This window comes from Nonomuraea montanisoli (genome assembly GCF_013363975.1).
Lineage (GTDB): Bacteria > Actinomycetota > Actinomycetes > Streptosporangiales > Streptosporangiaceae > Nonomuraea > Nonomuraea montanisoli.
Window position 1 is genome coordinate 29,253 of sequence record NZ_JABWGN010000001.1, and the last position, 14,521, is coordinate 43,773.

12 protein-coding genes are annotated in these 14,521 nt (G+C 73.6%); 7 read left to right on the forward strand and 5 right to left on the reverse strand.

Annotated features, from left to right (window positions below; all coding sequences use genetic code 11):
* Positions 1-2: 2 nt before the first annotated feature.
* Positions 3-440, reverse strand: a complete 438-nt coding sequence (locus HTZ77_RS00115; RefSeq protein WP_328808339.1) for a DUF6789 family protein — start codon at positions 438-440, stop codon at positions 3-5.
* A 76-nt stretch (positions 441-516) separates the two neighbouring features.
* On the opposite strand from HTZ77_RS00115, the gene HTZ77_RS00120 reads away from it, so the two are divergent.
* Positions 517-2,133 carry a serine/threonine-protein kinase gene (locus HTZ77_RS00120; RefSeq protein WP_205301936.1) on the forward strand — a complete coding sequence of 539 codons (1,617 nt, stop codon included), beginning with the start codon at positions 517-519 and terminating at the stop codon, positions 2,131-2,133.
* 8 nt (positions 2,134-2,141) lie between these two features.
* On the opposite strand, the gene HTZ77_RS00125 is transcribed toward HTZ77_RS00120, so the two are convergent.
* Positions 2,142-3,155 carry a LacI family DNA-binding transcriptional regulator gene (locus HTZ77_RS00125; RefSeq protein WP_175587350.1) on the reverse strand — a complete coding sequence of 338 codons (1,014 nt, stop codon included), beginning with the start codon at positions 3,153-3,155 and terminating at the stop codon, positions 2,142-2,144.
* Between the two features lie 149 nt (positions 3,156-3,304).
* Here HTZ77_RS00125 and HTZ77_RS00130 point away from each other — a divergent pair, with 149 nt between their 5' ends.
* Genes HTZ77_RS00130 through HTZ77_RS00145 form a run of 4 tightly spaced genes read left to right on the forward strand, consistent with a single transcriptional unit; the run spans position 3,305 to position 7,744 of the window.
* A complete protein-coding gene (locus tag HTZ77_RS00130; RefSeq protein ID WP_175587351.1) occupies positions 3,305-4,588 on the forward strand; it encodes an extracellular solute-binding protein in 1,284 nt (427 codons plus the stop codon).
* Entirely contained in the window at positions 4,585-5,547 is a 963-nt protein-coding gene (locus tag HTZ77_RS00135; RefSeq protein ID WP_175587352.1) for a carbohydrate ABC transporter permease, read from the forward strand. The genes HTZ77_RS00130 and HTZ77_RS00135 overlap by 4 nt, the downstream gene beginning before the upstream one ends.
* On the forward strand, positions 5,544-6,362 hold the full coding sequence (locus HTZ77_RS00140) for a carbohydrate ABC transporter permease (protein WP_175587353.1): 819 nt from the start codon (positions 5,544-5,546) through the stop codon (positions 6,360-6,362). The genes HTZ77_RS00135 and HTZ77_RS00140 overlap by 4 nt, the downstream gene beginning before the upstream one ends.
* A 2-nt stretch (positions 6,363-6,364) precedes the next feature.
* Positions 6,365-7,744 carry a glycoside hydrolase family 5 protein gene (locus HTZ77_RS00145; RefSeq protein ID WP_175587911.1) on the forward strand — a complete coding sequence of 460 codons (1,380 nt, stop codon included), beginning with the start codon at positions 6,365-6,367 and terminating at the stop codon, positions 7,742-7,744.
* 27 nt (positions 7,745-7,771) lie between these two features.
* Here the strand turns inward: HTZ77_RS00145 and HTZ77_RS00150 are convergent, their stop codons facing one another.
* Together HTZ77_RS00150 and HTZ77_RS00155 are read right to left on the reverse strand one after the other, a co-directional pair.
* The gene (locus tag HTZ77_RS00150) at positions 7,772-9,214 is read right to left on the reverse strand and encodes a tetratricopeptide repeat protein (protein WP_175587354.1); all 1,443 of its coding nucleotides are present in this window, start codon (positions 9,212-9,214) and stop codon (positions 7,772-7,774) included.
* Positions 9,215-9,234: 20 nt separating this feature from the next.
* Positions 9,235-9,882, reverse strand: a complete 648-nt coding sequence (locus tag HTZ77_RS00155) for a TetR/AcrR family transcriptional regulator (RefSeq protein ID WP_175587355.1) — start codon at positions 9,880-9,882, stop codon at positions 9,235-9,237.
* A 63-nt stretch (positions 9,883-9,945) separates the two neighbouring features.
* Between HTZ77_RS00155 and HTZ77_RS00160 the strand changes: the two genes are divergently transcribed.
* Together HTZ77_RS00160 and HTZ77_RS00165 are read left to right on the forward strand one after the other, a co-directional pair.
* Positions 9,946-11,385: an MFS transporter gene (locus HTZ77_RS00160; protein ID WP_175587356.1), complete on the forward strand. Its 1,440-nt coding sequence runs from the start codon at positions 9,946-9,948 to the stop codon at positions 11,383-11,385.
* A 40-nt stretch (positions 11,386-11,425) separates the two neighbouring features.
* The gene (locus HTZ77_RS00165; RefSeq protein WP_175587357.1) at positions 11,426-12,028 is read left to right on the forward strand and encodes a rhomboid family intramembrane serine protease; all 603 of its coding nucleotides are present in this window, start codon (positions 11,426-11,428) and stop codon (positions 12,026-12,028) included.
* A gap of 38 nt (positions 12,029-12,066) precedes the next feature.
* Here the strand turns inward: HTZ77_RS00165 and HTZ77_RS00170 are convergent, their stop codons facing one another.
* Positions 12,067-14,439 (reverse strand): lantibiotic dehydratase, encoded by a 2,373-nt coding sequence (locus tag HTZ77_RS00170; protein ID WP_175587358.1) that lies wholly within the window; start codon positions 14,437-14,439, stop codon positions 12,067-12,069.
* Between the last annotated feature and the right edge of the window lie 82 nt (positions 14,440-14,521).

Consider the following 14,521-nt stretch of genomic DNA (forward strand, 5'->3'; position numbering starts at 1 on the left):
GGTCAGGCCGCCTCGGCCGCGCGGTGGTCGAGGCGGTTGACGGCGTTCGCCAGGGCCACGCCGTAGACGACGTGACCGGCCGCCATCACCGCCTGGCGGCCGGGCCGGTCGCGGTGGGCCGGCGGCAGGGTCGTGAGCCTGGGCACCCAGCCGGCGTAGCTGCCGTACCAGATCGCCAGGCCGTACAGGACGCCGAGCGGCACCCGGCCCCGGCCGCGGGTCAGCACGCCGAACAGCGCGCCGGACCCCATCCCGAACGCGAAGTGGGCGGCCGTCGCCAGCACGCCCTCCCCCGGCTTGGGCTTGCGCGGGTGACCGGGCAGGATCGCGCGGACGATGCGCTTGGGCGGCTGGTCCCCCATCAGACCGGCGCGCTGGCCGGCCACCATGACCGTGCTCATCGCCGCCGTGGCGAGGGCTCCGCCGATGGCTCCGTTCACGAGATGTCGCAGCATGTCGTACCGGCTGCCCGGGAGCCTGATCGGGAAACCGGCCCTACGCGCTACGCTTCCGCGCGTGTCGGAAATATCCGTCCCCGGGTACGAAATCCGTGGCGTGCTCGGGCAGGGCGGCTTCGGCGTCGTCTACCGGGCCCAGCAGACGTCGGTGGGCCGCGAGGTCGCGCTCAAGGTCGACAACCGGGTGCTGCTGTCCGAGCGGGACCGGCGCCGCTTCATGCGCGAGGTCACGGCCGCGGGGGCGCTGTCCGGGCATCCGCACGTGGTGCCCGTCTACGACGCCGGGCTGCTGCCGGACGCCCGGCCGTACATGGTGCTGGAGCTGTGTCCCGGCGGGTCGCTCAAGGGACGGCTGCTCACCGCGGCGGACGCGCGCGACGTCGGCGTCCGGATCGCCGACGCGCTGGCGGCGGCGCACGCGCAGGGCGTGCTGCACCGTGACGTCAAGCCCGCCAACCTCCTGCTCAACCGGTACGGCCGGGTCGCGCTGTCCGACTTCGGGCTGGCCACGATGCCCTCGGGGCACGGCCCGGACAGCTCGGTCACCCGCGAGTCGCTGACGCCCGCCTACGCCCCGCCGGAGGCGTTCGAGCTGGCCGAGCCCACGCCGGCCGCCGACGTCTACTCCCTCGCCGCGACCGTCTACGCGCTCATGTCGGGACGCCCGCCGCGCTTCCCGGAGAGCGGCGTGCCGCACCTGGCGGTGATCCTCGCGCTGCACCGCCTGCCGGTGCCGGACCTGCCGGGGGTGCCGCCGGAGCTGACGGCGGTGCTGAGGCGGGCGCTGGCCTCCGACCCGCGCGAGCGCACCCCGGACGCGGCCACCCTGCGCGACGAGCTCGCCGCCGTGCCCCTGGGGCCCGCCTCACCCGCGCACGCCCCGTTCGCGGGTACGGGCCCCTCGCTCCCCGCCGCGCAACGCCCCGCGTTCCCCGCCGCGGAGCGCCCCTCGCTCCCCGCCGCGGACTACCCCGCCCCACAACCGCCCTCGCTCCCCTCGCTCCCGGCCGCGGAGACGGACGGGCGCGGTGCGCGGCGGCGCGACCTTCATGAGGGCGACACCGAGGCGGCGGCCCGGCACGGCGTCTCGCGGCTGCTCCTGACGCTCGTGACCGTCCTCGCCGTCGTCTCCGCGACCGGCGTCGGCGTGGTCGTGTACGACCGCCTCACCGGCGACCCTCCCGCCCGCTCGGCCGTCGCCGATCCCCAGCAGGCCGGAACCGATCGGACCACCGGCCGCCCCGGGAAGGGCCCGTTCGGCGACCTGGAGACCTACACCGAGGGCTGCCCGGCGGCGGCCGCGGCGGCCGGCGCGGCGTGCGTGAAGGAGGCCGAGTGCTGGGGCGGTCTGGTCATCATCGCGGGCGACACCACGGCCCGGCGGCTGGGCTGCGAGGAGACGCACTCCTGGGAGACGTACGCGGTGGCGCCGATCCCGGACGACTCCACGACCTACGACTACCGTGACCTGTCCCGGCACCCGGCCGTGAAGCGGGTGTGCTCGTCCCGCGTGCTGCTGGCCTCGCGCAACGCCGCGGGAAAGGGCGAGCGCCGGGTGTGGCGGCCGGAGGTGATGCCGCCGTCGGCGGCGCAGTTCACGGCCGGGGCGCGCTTCTACCGGTGCGTGGGCGGCGTGGAGGCCACGGAGGTCAGACGCGCCTTCTTCCACCGCTGACCGGCGCGTCAGGGGCGCAGCGGCGCGGTGCTCTCGCGGACGATCAGCTCCGTGGCCAGCTCCACGCGCCGCGTCTCCGGCAGCTCGCCCCGTCCCATCGCGAGCACCGTGCGGGTCGCCAGCGCGGCCATCTCCTGCAGCGGCTGGCGGACGGTGGTCAGCGGCGGCCAGGCCGAGCGGGCGAGCGGCAGGTCGTCGAAGCCGACCACGCTGAGGTCCTCCGGCACCCGCAGGCCGCGCTGCCGGGCGGCCTCGAACACGCCGAACGCCTGGAGATCGCTGCCCGCGAAGATGGCCGTGGGCGGATCGTCGAGGGACAGCAGGGCGTGGCCGTTGTCGTGGCCGGAGTCGACGAGGAAGGTGCCGCGCCGGATCAGCTCGGGCGCGACCGGCATGCCGGCGGTCTCCAGGGCGGCGCGGTAGCCGTCGATGCGGGCCTGGCTGCACAGCATGTCGGCGGGCCCGCTGATCATGGCGATGCGGCGGTGGCCCAGCTCGACGAGGTGGCGGGTGGCGGCCAGGCCGCCGTTCCAGTTGGTGGCGCCGACCGAGACGACGCCGGGCGCCGGCTCCCCCTCGGGATCGACCACCACGAACGGCAGCGACCGGGCCCGGAGCTGGTCCTGCACCCCGGCCGACAGGCGTGAGGCGACGATGACGACGCCGTCGGTGCGGCGGCCGGCCAGGCGCTCCATCCAGTCGCGGCCGGGCCCGGCGTGGGTGTGCAGGACGGAGATGACGACGCTGGACCCGGCCTCGTGGGCGGCGCTCTCGGCGCCCCGGACGATCTCCATGGCCCACGGTGACTCGATCTCGGCGAAGACGAGGTCGACGAGCCCGGCGGGGGTGTCGCCGGTGCTGGCGCGCCGCTGGTAGCCGTGCTGCTGCAGCAGCCGCTCGACGCGGGAGCGGGTCGCGGGCGCGACCTCGGGACGGCCGTTGATGACCTTGGAGACCGTGGGGATGGACACCCCGGCCTCCTCGGCTATCAGGGCGATCGTCACCCGCCTCTTCGCTGACATGGGTCCACAGTGTACCGAAACTTTCGGCCGAGCGACGCTTCCGTTGCTGCTATTGACGCGTAACAGGCCGTTTACCTATGCTCCGGTCAGCGAAATTATCGGGGGGTTTTACGAAACTTTCGGCCTGCGGACCTGAGGAGAGAACCCCTATGGGAGGACGCGGTTTCCTGCTGATCGCGACGGCCGTACTCGTCGCCGGATGCGGCGGCGGAGGCGGCGCGGCCGAGCCGAAACAGAGCCAGGCGGGCTCACCGGCCAAGGTGACCCTGGAGTTGTGGCACCTGTCGACCACCGAGCCGATGAAGACGATCATGGCTGAGCGGGCCAAGGAGTTCGAGGCCAAGCACCCCAACGTCACCATCAAGGCCACCGTCCTCGAGAACGAGGCGTACAAGTCGAAGATCACGACCCTCACCCAGTCCGGCAAGGCCCCCGACGTGTTCGCCACGTGGGGCGGCGGGGTCCTCAAACAGCAGATCGAGGCGGGCCTGGTCAAGGACCTCTCCGCCGACGTCGCCCCGATCCTCGGCGGCTTCACCAAGGCGTCGCTGGCCGCCTACCAGTTCGACGGCAAGACCTACGGCCTGCCGACCGACATCGGCATGGTCGGCTTCTGGTACAACAAGAAGCTCTTCGCCAAGGCCGGCATCCAGCAGCCGCCCGCCACCTGGGCCGAGCTCCTCGACGACGTCAGGAAGCTCAAGGCGGCCGGCACCACCCCGATCGCGCTGGCCGGCAAGGAGAAGTGGCCGGGCCACTACTACTGGGCGTACCTGGCCATGCGCATCGGCGGCGTGCCCGCGCTGCAGCAGGCCGCGACCGACAAGAACTTCACCACCCCCGACTTCGTGGCCGCCGGGCAGCAGCTCAAGGCGCTGGCCGACCTCCAGCCGTTCCAGAAGGGCTTCCTCGGCGCCGGCTACTCCACCCCCGACGGGCAGTCCGCCAGCGTCTCCAACGGCAAGGCCGCCATGGAGCTGATGGGCCAGTGGGCGCCGGCCGTGCAGAAGTCGTCGGGCAAGGGCCTCGGCGACGACCTCGGCTTCTTCCCCTTCCCGGCGGTCGACGGCGGCAAGGGCGCGGTCACCGACGCGTTCGGCGGTGGCGGCGGCCTGGCCGTGGGCGCGGACGCGCCGCCGGAGGCGCTGGAGTTCGTCAAGTTCTTCGACGAGCAGGCCAACCACAGCAGGGCCGTCGAGAAGGGCGGCGTGCTGCCCGTGCTCCAGGGCGAGGAGAGCGCCGTCAAGGACGCGAACCTCAAGGTCGTCGCGGAGTCCCTGGCGAAGGCGACCGGCTTCCAGCTCTACCTCGACCAGGCGTACCCGCCCGCGGTCGGCGCGGAGGTGAACGACAGCGTCGCCCAGCTCATCGCGGGCACCAAGACGCCGCAGCAGGTCGCCGAGGCCGTCACGGAAGTGGCCAAGAGCGAATGACGACGCTCACGCGAGGGCCGCAGGCGCCCGCGCTCGCGGCCCGCGCCCGGCCGCCGCGGCGCAGGCGCCGGCCCTGGATGACCATCACGCTGTTCGTGCTGCCGGCCCTGGTGCTGTTCCTGCTGCTGGTCGTCGCGCCGATCGCGGTCGCGCTGTACGCCAGCGTGTTCAGGTGGAACGGCTTCGGCGGCCTGCCGACGGACTTCGTCGGCCTGGACAACTTCACCCGGCTCTTCGGCACCGAGGTCTTCCGGCAGGACGTCTGGCACCTCGGCGTGATCATCCTGCTGTCGCTGGGCGTGCAGCTGCCGTTCTCGCTGGCCATCGCCATGCTGCTGCACCAGCGGGTGCGCGGCCGGGCCGTCTACCGGCTGGTGTTCTTCGCGCCGTACGTGCTGTCGGAGGTCATCACCGGGGTGCTGTTCTCGCTGCTCCTGTCACCGGACGCGGGGCTGGCCAACCAGCTCCTCGGCGTCTTCGGGCTGGAGTCGGAGTGGCTGGCCGACACGGGCACCGTGCTGCCGTCGGTGTTCCTCGTCATGACGTGGAAGTACTTCGGCTTCCACATGATGATCTACCTGGCGGGGCGGCAGAACATCCCGGAGGAGCTGATCGAGGCCGCGCAGATCGACGGCGCCACGCCGTGGAGGGTGTTCCGGCACGTCACGCTGCCCCTGCTCGGCCCCACGATCAGGATCAGCGTGTTCCTGTCCGTCATCTACACGATCCAGCTCTTCGACCTGGTGTGGATCCTCACCGAGGGCGGCCCGTCGCACGCCTCCGAGACCATGGCGGTCACCATGATGGAGTTCGGCTTCGGCCGCCACCAGGTGGGCTACGCCAGCGCGATCAGCGTGGTCATGTTCGGGCTGAGCCTCGTCTTCGCGCTGGTCTACCAGCGGTTCGTGATGCGCCGGGACCTGGAGGGCGCGACGACGTCGATGGGAGACCACCGGTGAGACGCACCACGCTTCCCCTGCACGCGATCGCCTGGATCGTGGGCGCGTTCATCCTCGTGCCGATCGTGTACGCGCTGCTCGGCGGTTTCAAGAGCACCGACCAGCTCTCCACCAACCCGTTCGGCCTGCCCGACCCGTGGGTGACGGAGAACTACACCCAGGTGCTCGGCTCGGGCTCGTTCTGGCGGCAGCTCTGGAACAGCACGTTCATCGCGGTGGCGACCACGGCGATCGTGGTGCTGCTGTCGGCGATGGCGGCCTACGTGTTCGCCCGCTTCGCCTTCCGGGGCCGGGAGCTGCTGTTCACGGTCTTCACCGTGGGGCTGATGTTCCCGTTCGCGGTGGCCATCCTGCCGATCTTCGTGATGCTGCGCACCCTCGGCCTGCTCGACAACCCGCTCGGGGTGATCCTCACCCAGGCCGCGTTCGGGCTGCCGCTGACGATCATCATCCTGCGCGGCTTCTTCCGCAGCGTCCCGGGCGAGATCGAGGAGGCCGCCACCATCGACGGCTGCACGCCGTTCGGGTTCTTCTGGCGGATCCTGCTGCCGATGGCCCGCCCGGCGCTGGCCACCGTCTCGGTGCTCGCCGTCGTCGGGAGCTGGAACACCTTCATGCTGCCGCTGGTGGTCTTCAGCGACGAGACGGCGTGGACGCTGCCGCTGGGCGTCCAGCAGTTCCAGGGCCAGTACACCTCGGACATCGCGCGGGTGCTCGCCTACCTGGTGCTGGCCATGGTGCCCGCGCTGGGCTTCTACGCCGTCGCCGAGCGGCACCTCATCGGCGGACTGACCGCGGGAGCGACGAAAGGGTGACCATGCTGCACGTGTCCGGAACACGGCTCCTGACCTCCGACGGCACGCCGGTGCGGCTGCGCGGGGTGGGCCTCGGGGGCTGGCTCAACATGGAGAACTTCATCACCGGCTACCCCGGCGACGAGTCGTCGATGCGGCTGGCCGTGCGCGAGGTGCTGGGCGAGGAGCGGGCGGCGCTGTTCTTCGAGCGGCTGCTCAGCTCGTTCTTCACCGAGGACGACGCGGCGCTGCTGGCGGGGCTGGGCATGAACTGCGTGCGCATCCCGGTCAACTACCGGCACCTCGAGTCGGACGACCGGCCGTTCGAGATCGTCGAGGACGGCTTCCGGCACCTGGACCGGGTGATCGACCTGCTGGGCGCGCACGGCCTGTACAGCGTGATCGACCTGCACGCCCTGCCCGGCTCGCAGAACCAGCACTGGCACTCCGACAACCCCACGCACATCGCCGCGTTCTGGCGGCACCGGCACTTCCAGGACCGGGTCGTGCACCTGTGGGAGGCGATCGCCGACCACTACCGCGACCACCCGTGGGTGGCGGGCTACAACCCGGTCAACGAGCCGGGCGACCCGTCGGGCAAGGTCGTCGGCCCGTTCTACGACCGGCTGGTGAAGGCGCTGCGCGCCGCCGATCCGCGGCACGTGCTGTTCCTCGACGGCAACACCTACGCCACGGACTTCACGGTCTTCCGTGAGATGTACGAGAACACGGTGTTCGTCTGCCACGACTACGCGCTGGCCGGGTTCGCCCACGGCGGGCCGTACCCCGGCTACACGCGCGGCGAGTGGTGCGACCGCGACGCGCTGGAGCGCACCTTCGAGCGGCGCTCGCGCTTCCAGCGGGAGACGGGGACGCCGCTGTGGGTGGGCGAGTTCGGGCCCGTCTACACCGGCGACCCGGACGTCGACGGGCAGCGCTACCGGATCCTGCGCGACCAGCTGGAGATCTACGACGCGTACGGGGCCGGCTGGTCGCTGTGGACGTACAAGGACGTGGGCCTGCAGGGGCTCGTCTGCGCCCGCGGGCCGTACCTGGAGCGGTTCGGCCCGTTCATCGCCAAGAAGCGGCGGCTCGGCGTCGACCGGTGGGGCTCGACCATGGAGGAGACCGCCGCCGAGCTGGCGCCGCTGCACCGGCTCCTGGAGGAGGAGGCGCCGGGCTGGGACCCGTACCCGTGGGGCGCCCGCTACCAGACCGACGACCTCATCAGGCACATCCTGCTCGCGCAGGCGCTGCTGCCGGAGTACGCCGAGCTGTTCCGGGGCCTCGGCGACGACGAGCTACGGGCGCTGGCCGACTCGTTCCTGCTGGAGCGGTGCGTCCGGCGCGAGCCGCTGCTCGACCTGCTGTCGGCGAGCCTCGGAGCGGAAGGGGCGCGCTGAGGGACGCCGGGCAGCGCTGTCGCGGTGTCACCGGGGCAGCGCTGCGCGGAGCGCCGCCACGCAGCGGGCCTCGGCCTCGTCGCGCAGCCGGGCCGCGGCGTGGGCGGAGCGGATCGCCTCCTGGCGTTCGTCCTCCCACTCGCGCGCCTGCTCGGCCGTGGTGGCGTGGTCGCGCCAGCGGGTCGCGTGCGCCGCCCAGATTCTCGATTCCGCCGACTGCTCCTTGGCGAGCTGCACGGCGGCCGCGAACGCCGACAGCGCGTCGGCCCAGGCGCGATAGGTGCGGGCGAGCCGGGTCGTCTCCTCGTGGATCTCCACCATGAGCTCGTGGAAGTCGGCGTCGTCGCCGTCCCGCACGCGCAGGCCGGCGCTGCCGTCGGCCACCGCGTCGAACTCGGCGGCGTACTCGGCCGTGAGCTCACCCTCGTAGCCGAGCGTCGCGCTCCCGAGCCAGAAGCGGGAGACGTCGCCGCGCACGGGGTCGTCCGCCAGGTCGAGCACGTCCCAGCCCGAATCGGCCGGCGGGCCGGGCACGGGCGGCATCGGATAGTCGAACGGCTTCAACTCGATGCGGGGATCCAGGCCCGCGTACGAGTCGGCTCCCATGAGCTCGGCGACCGAGCCGAAGACGTCGACAGCCTGTCCGAGCAGCTTCTCCACCGTGACGCGGGACTGCGACGTGGCGGCGAGCAGCGCCCTCACCGCGGCGTCGATCGGCTCGGAGCGGGCCGGCCCGACCACCTCGGCCAGGTCCGCGATCGCGGGGGCCGCCGTCGAGCGGGGGTTGCGCTGCCACCTGTCCCTGATGATGCGCAGGTGCAACCAGATCTCGCTGAACGCCTTGCGCAGCGCGTCGTTCTCCGGGCTGACGCGGGCGGCGCCGAGATAGACCTCCGCCGACTCCAGGGTGCGGCGCCGCATGAACAGCAGCTCGCCGAGGCCCAGGGCGAGGCCCTCGTGGTCGGGGTCGAGCCGGAGCCCGTCGCGGTAGGCGCGCTCCGCGTCCGCCCACTCATTCCTGGCACGGGCCACCTCGGCGAGCGTGAGGTAGGCCAACGGGTTCTCCGGATCGGCCTCGACCGCCGCGCCGGCCGTGCGCCGCGCCTCCTCGACCTTGAAGCACGCGAGCTGGCAGCGCGCCAGCACGTCCAGCTCCTGCGCCTCCCCGGGGGCCAGCCGGACCGCCTCCTCGGCCTCCCGCAGCGCGGCGGCCTTGCGGCCTTCGTCCAGGAGCAGCAGCGCCAGCAGGCGATGCGCCCACGCGCCGTGCGGGTCGAGGCGGAGCGCGGCCCGCACGGCCCCGCGCGACTCGGACCACCACAGGGGGCTCAGCACCGACCGGGCGTTGAGCAGGCAGTGGGCGTGCAGGCAGTACGCCTCGTAGGCGGTGTCCTGCGAGCCCAGCGCCGGGCGCAGGGCCTCGGCCGCCTCGCGCCACCGGCGTAAGTCCGCCAGACGGTGGGCGGTCATGAGTGCCTTCTCGCTCGCGTTCACGCGGTCCCCTCCGTACGTCCGCAGTAGTCGCCGAGGCCGTGCTCCAGCAGGTCGAAGGCGCGTTCGGCGTCGGCCCGGGCATCAGGGTAGACGGCGTCGGACGGCTCACCGGCGAGCAGGCGGCGCAGGTTCTCGGCGATCAGGGCGTTGCGCGTGGAGCCGATCTGCGCCGCCGCCACGCGGGCCGTCACGTCGTCGTGCCCCGACTGGACGGCGAGCTCGCGCGCCAGCAGCTCCTGGGCGCGCTGGTGGAAGGCGAAGACCCTGATCGTCAGGGAGGACGTGGTCCGGATGAGCCGCTGGACGTCGAGGACCGCCGGCTTGTCGTTGAGCCCGACCGACGCGTCGTGCCGGGCGAGCAGGTCGAGGAAGTGGCGGCGCAGCGCGGCCACGACCGTCTCGCCCGGCGCCCGCTCGCGCACGACCTGGGCGGCGTCGTCCACATGCGCCTCCATCGGCGCGATGACGATGTCCTCCTTGGTCGGGAAGTAGTTGAAGACGGTCTTCTTCGACACCTGCACCGCGGCGGCGATCTCGGCCACCGACACGTTGTCGAAGCCGCGCTCCACGAACATCCCCACCGCCGCGTGCCAGAGCTGGCGCTGCGTCTGCAGCTTCTTCGTCTCCCGCAAGCCGAGTTCCATGGGGGTAATACTACACCCAGACAAAAAGTTGTCTCGGTGTAAAATTCGTCCTAGAGTACTCCCATGACCGACACCCGGCTCGGAGTGGCCAAGCTGCTCTGCCTGCTCACGATCGTCGTGGCAGTCCTCGACCAGAACATCGTCTCCTCCGCGATCGTCCCGATCGTCCGCGAGCTCGACCCCGCCGGCGGCCTCGACCACGTCGCCTGGCTCGTCACCGCGTTCGCCCTGGGCGCGACCTCCGTGCTCCCCCTGTACGGCCGGCTGTGCGACGCGCTCGGCGCCAAGCAGGTCTTCCTCGGCGCGGTGGGCACGTTCGCGCTCGGCTCGCTGCTGTGCGGGCTCGCGCAGAGCATGGGCCAGCTCATCGTCTTCCGCGCGGTGCAGGGCATCGGCGCGGGCGGCCTGATGAGCGTGACCATGGTGGTGATGGCCCACCTGCGCCGGCCCGGCGACAAGGCCGGCCCCGGGGCCACCGCCGGGCTCGTCGCGGGCATTGGCTTCGCGGTCGGCCCGCTGCTGGGCGGCCTGTTCGCCGACCACGGCAACTGGCGGCTGGCCTTCCTCGTCAACCTGCCGATCACCGCGCTGATCATCGGCGGGGCCCTGTGGGCCGTCCGCATCCCCCGGCGCGCCGTCAGGGGCTCCGTCGACGTCGCGGGCGCCGCGCTCGCCGCCGCCTTCGCCTGCTCCGTGCTGCTGGTGTGCGACTGGGGCGGCACCGAGTACGCCTGGAGCTCGCCGATGATCCTCGGCCTGGGCGCCGCCGCGATCGTGTCGCTCGCGCTGTTCCTCCGGCGGCAGGCCACCGCCGAGCACCCTGTCCTGCCGCTGAGCCTCTTCCGCGTCCCCGCCCTGCGCGCCGCCTTCCTCGTGCAGGCCCTGTGCAGCGTCGCCATGGTCGGCACCATGGTCTACCTGATGCTCTACCTCCAGGTGGCGCGCGGCGTGACCGCCACCGGGGCCGCCGGCTACCTCGTCTTCATGGCGCTCGGGCTGACCGCCTCCGGCTTCCTCGGCCGCAACGCCTCCGTGCGCGCCTCCCTCGTCGCCGGCACGGGGGCCACGGCGATCGCCCTGGTCTGGCTCGCGTTCCTGCGCCCGGACACCTCGCTGTGGCTGGTGCGGGCCGCTCTCCTGCTCGTCGGGGTCGGCTTCGGCCAGCTCCTCGGCAAGCTCATCATGGTCGTCCAGCAGCAGGCGCCGGCCGCCCACCTCGGCGTGGCCACCACCGGCATCCGCTGGTTCCAGAACCTCGGCATGGCCGTCGGCTCCGCCGTCCTCGGCTCGCTGCTGGCCCGCGTGCTCGCCGCCAGGACCGCAGGGCTCGACATCTCCGGCGTCGCCACCCATCCGGCGGCGGTCGGGGCGTTCGTCTCGTCGCTGGGCGTGGTGTTCGCGGTGGCCGCCGCGGTCATGACCGTCGCCCTCGTCTGCGCCGCCGTGCTGCGCACGACCGAACGGCAGCCCGAGCCGCTGAACGAGCCCGCCCCCGTCGCGTGAACGTCCCCCTGGAAGGATCGTCGTCCCGAAAGGAGCAGCTGTGAACCCTCCCTCGTCCCCGGGCGTTCCCGCGGCCCGTCCCCTGCTCACCTGGGCCGTCTTCGGCGTCACCGCCGCGACCACCGCCGCCGGGCTGCTCGTCCCCGGCTTCGCCCCCGTCCTCGTCCGCACCGACGACTTCTTCCACGGGGAAGGGTGGCGCCTGATCACCCCGATCCTCGTCAACCCGGAGGGCTGGCACCAGGTCGTCTTCAACGGGGTGATGCTGCTCCTCGTCGGCGTCATCGCCGAGCGGACGTTCGGCCGGGCCCGCTGGGCCGCCCTGTACCTGGCGGGGGGCCTGGCCGGCAACGCCTTCAGTTACGTGATGAGCGACTACGGCGCGGGCAGCTCGGTGGCCGTCGCCGGGCTGGCCGGCGGCCTGGCGGCGTGGGTGCTGAGCGGGCGCGCCGGGCTCCCCGTCCCCCCGCGGATCGCGGCGGGCGCGCTGCTCGCGGGCGGCGCCGCGCTCGCCGCCCTGGGCGACAACCACGGCGCTCCCCTGCTCGTCGGGGCCCTGCTCGGGACGGTGTTCCTGCGCACGATGCGCGACGTGCCGTCCATGTCGGACGTCAGGCCGACACGGCGGGCGCGTACTCCGTGACGCCCCTGACCGATACCCCGTGACGCCTCTGAGGGACCTCAGCCCGAGACGTCCAGCGCGTACTCCGTGACCCGGCGGCCGTGCGCGCCGTAGACGGGGGCGTCCGCCGGGTCGGGCAGGGCCTCCTCCAGCACCACGTTCCCGTCCTTGCCGGCCGCCGCGTGGGCCATCGCCAGCAGCAGGAAGTGGTCGGTCACGTCCACGTAGAACGGCCTGCGAGCGGCCCGCCGCCCCGAGGCGAAACGCACGAAGAACCGCCGCGGTATCCCGTGCCGCTCCAGCCAGCGCGCCGTCCTCAGCACGTACGCCGCGTCGCCCTCCCCGTCGTACGGCACCGGCAGCTCCCCGACCGGCATCCGCCAGCCGGCCCGCGCCAGCACCACCCGGCCGAGCCGGAGGCGGGGCCGGGCCTGCACCTCGTCCACGGCCGCGGCCGAGCGCCACGGCGCCGCCGCCAGCCCGACCGGCTCGCCGAAGACCCGCAGCAGGAACGACCAGGCCGGAGGCAGCGCGCGCGGCGCCGACACGCCGAGGTGGGCGGGGCGCACCGGCTCGCCGTCCGGGCCGGTCAGCACCAGCAGCAGCGTGCCCGGGTCGTACGAGACGCACAGGTCCGTCAGCGACAGCGCCGCGCCCTCCGCCACGGTGAACGGGTAGTCCACGGCCACGGCCGAGGCGGGACGCAGGTTCAGGTGGTTGCCGAAACTGCCCAGGCACTCGGCCACCGGCCGCCGCGGGCCGTCCGGCACGCTCACGCCGGCGCGGGAGAGCAGGTGCCGGATCCGGCCGGCGCCCCGGCCGTACCCGGCGGTGAGCGCGTTGAGCACGAACTCGTGCCCTGAGGTCAGGTGGCCGTAACAGGTGACGGAGCCGGGCGGCCGGACGTACGCGGGCCAGGACGCCGCCATCTTGTCCACGATGTCCGGATCGGCCACCAGCACGCCCCGCTCGTCCGGCGGCGAGGCGAACAGCGCGTCCCACGTCTCGCGGCGCAGCCGGTTGGCCCGGCGCGCGGTCGGCCCGGCGGCGGGCCCGGCGCGGTCGAGCAGCGCCCGCAGGTCCGCGCACGCGGCGGGCGCGTCGCGGTGGAAGGCCAGGAACGGCACCGAGGCGTCGGCGCCGTGGCGCTCCACGAAGTGCTCGGCGGCGGTGAGCCGGACCGGCAGGTCCGGGTCCAGCACGGCGGCCAGGCGGCGCACCGCGTCCAGGTCGCGCAGCACCGGCTGCCAGGCGCCCCGCCCGCACACGACCGGCGACGCCGTCGAGACGGCCGTCTCCACGCGGACGCTCCGCTCGCCGAGGCCGGCCGTGTCGCCGAGCCGGGCCAGCAGCCAGCCCGCCACCGGCCGGATGCGCTCGCCGTACGTGGCCTGGACCGCCTCGCGCAACGCGGTGGGCAGCCACGGACGGTCCGGCGAGTCGTCCGGCAGGACCTCCTCCACCCAGGCGGCGAGGTCGGCCAGCGGATCCAGCGCCTGGTCGGCGAACGGCCGCACCCGCTCCACGAGCCCCAGGGCCAGCAGCCGCCTGACCACGCCGGACTCGGCGACGGCGCGCTCCAGGGCGCCCACGGTCGGCTCCGGCGTGGCCCGCACCCAGGCCAGGGCCCCGGCCACGGCCGGCTCGGCCAGGATCGCGACGGGCTCCGCCGCCTCGCGCGGCTCGCGGAAGGGCCTGCCGTCCGCCTCCTCGGCGCCGGGCGCGGCCCCGAGGAACCACATCCTCCCGTCCTCCTGCCACAGGCTCGGGTTGACGCGCACCCGCACGGCCTCGCGCAGCCCCGGACGGTCGGCCAGCGCCGCCCAGACGCGCCGCACCGTCGCGAGGTCCACCTCGGGCACGGCGCTCCAGCGCAGCTCGCCGGCCGGGGTCACGGCCGGTCCCGCGTCCTCCCACCGTCCCAGCCCGCTGATCGTGAAGGCGGCGTGCGGGCTCGCCGTGGCCGCCGTGCGGGCGACGTTCCTGGCCAGCCGGGCCAGCCGGGGCCGTTTCGGCACCGCGCCCGGCCGGGCCAGCCAGCCCTCCAGGGTGGCCGACAGCCGGGGACAGGAGCAGGCCAGGCCGCGCAGGAACGCGTCGTCGCCGCCCACCGAGCGCAGGGCGTCGGCCCGGTCGGCCAGGTCGGCGGCCAGCGCGTCGGCCAGCGCCCCCGGCGCCTCGTCGGCCCAGCCGCCGCCCTCCTCGCCGTCCTCGCCGTCGAGGACGGGGGCGCCGTACGGGTCGCGCCCGAACGAGTGGCCGCCCTCGCCGTACGCGTCGCCGTCCGGCCCGTCGCCGGACCCCTCTCCGCGCTCCTCCGCGAGGATCTCGTCCACCAGCGCCCAGGTGCGCGTGAAACGCAACTCCTCCAGCCCGTCGGACGGCAGTCCCGCCACCCGCACACCGAAGACGTCACCCGTCTGACCGTCCATCGCGATCCCCCCGTACGGACTCTTGGGGCAACCTTCCCCGTCCGGCCGGTCCCAGGGGCAACGCACGCACCGCGCTTTACCG

Bases quoted from the DNA above. Each gene is read 5' to 3' on its own strand.
- HTZ77_RS00125 (WP_175587350.1), bottom strand. From the start codon at position 3,155: ATGTCAGCGAAGAGGCGGGTGACGATCGCCCTGATAGCCGAGGAGGCC.
- HTZ77_RS00130 (WP_175587351.1), top strand. From the start codon at position 3,305: ATGGGAGGACGCGGTTTCCTGCTGATCGCGACGGCCGTACTCGTCGCC.
- HTZ77_RS00135 (WP_175587352.1), top strand. From the start codon at position 4,585: ATGACGACGCTCACGCGAGGGCCGCAGGCGCCCGCGCTCGCGGCCCGC.
- HTZ77_RS00145 (WP_175587911.1), top strand. From the start codon at position 6,365: ATGCTGCACGTGTCCGGAACACGGCTCCTGACCTCCGACGGCACGCCG.
- HTZ77_RS00150 (WP_175587354.1), bottom strand. From the start codon at position 9,214: ATGACCGCCCACCGTCTGGCGGACTTACGCCGGTGGCGCGAGGCGGCC.
- HTZ77_RS00155 (WP_175587355.1), bottom strand. From the start codon at position 9,882: ATGGAACTCGGCTTGCGGGAGACGAAGAAGCTGCAGACGCAGCGCCAG.
- HTZ77_RS00160 (WP_175587356.1), top strand. From the start codon at position 9,946: ATGACCGACACCCGGCTCGGAGTGGCCAAGCTGCTCTGCCTGCTCACG.
- HTZ77_RS00170 (WP_175587358.1), bottom strand. From the start codon at position 14,439: ATGGACGGTCAGACGGGTGACGTCTTCGGTGTGCGGGTGGCGGGACTG.